The organism is Halorubrum sp. Ea1 (assembly GCF_002252965.1).
In the GTDB taxonomy this organism is placed as follows: Archaea; Halobacteriota; Halobacteria; order Halobacteriales; family Haloferacaceae; genus Halorubrum.
Window position 1 is genome coordinate 1 of sequence record NZ_NHPG01000128.1, and the last position, 734, is coordinate 734.

General features: G+C 63.8%; 1 pseudogene. It reads left to right on the top strand.

Annotated features, from left to right (window positions below):
• Positions 1-171: 171 nt before the first annotated feature.
• Positions 172-734, top strand: a pseudogene (locus DJ73_RS15945) (asparagine synthase); the annotation flags it as partial.

Consider the following 734-nt stretch of genomic DNA (forward strand, 5'->3'; position numbering starts at 1 on the left):
CGTCCGTATGAGAGACCGGGATGCAGGCTCCCCTCGATGGACGGATGCCGTATCAGCGACCGCCCGACGATTCCGACCGCCCGACCCTCGAAATGATCGTGATCGGCGGATTCGGTCGCTGGACACATTATAAAACCCATAACAATATCTTGCTGCCCCGAACGCGAGCCCGTGCCGGGGTTATTCGGCGGAGATACGGAAGCACCGCCCCCGAAGGAGCTGCTGGAAGCGACGTACCGGCGATCGTTCCACGAAGAGAACGTGCTCTGTTCCGACCCGACGCTCGGCATCGTCCATCACGGTGAGCGAGACCCGGGTGGATACGACGCGGTTGACGGAGACGGCGTCGCGGGCGTGCTCTACGGAGCGCTGTTCGGTACTCCGGACGATTTCACGGAGAGCCTGGTCGAACGGATCCTCGACGACCCCGATGGCACCCTACCGACGCTGAACGGGTCGTTCGCGCTCGCGTGTCTGGATCGGGACGCGAATCGGTTCGTTCTCGCGACCGACAGGTTGGGAACCCGTTCGGCGTACTACACGCCCGACGGCCCGTTCGTGTTCGGGTCCGAGCTGAGCAGCGTCCTGACGGCGATTGAGGACCCGACCGTCGACGAGCAGTCCGTCTCGGACCTCCTGACGATGATACACATCTGGGGGGATCGGACGCTCGTCGAGGAGGTGAACGCCCTCAGACCGGCGAGCTATGTGCTGCGAGACGACGACGAGCAGAG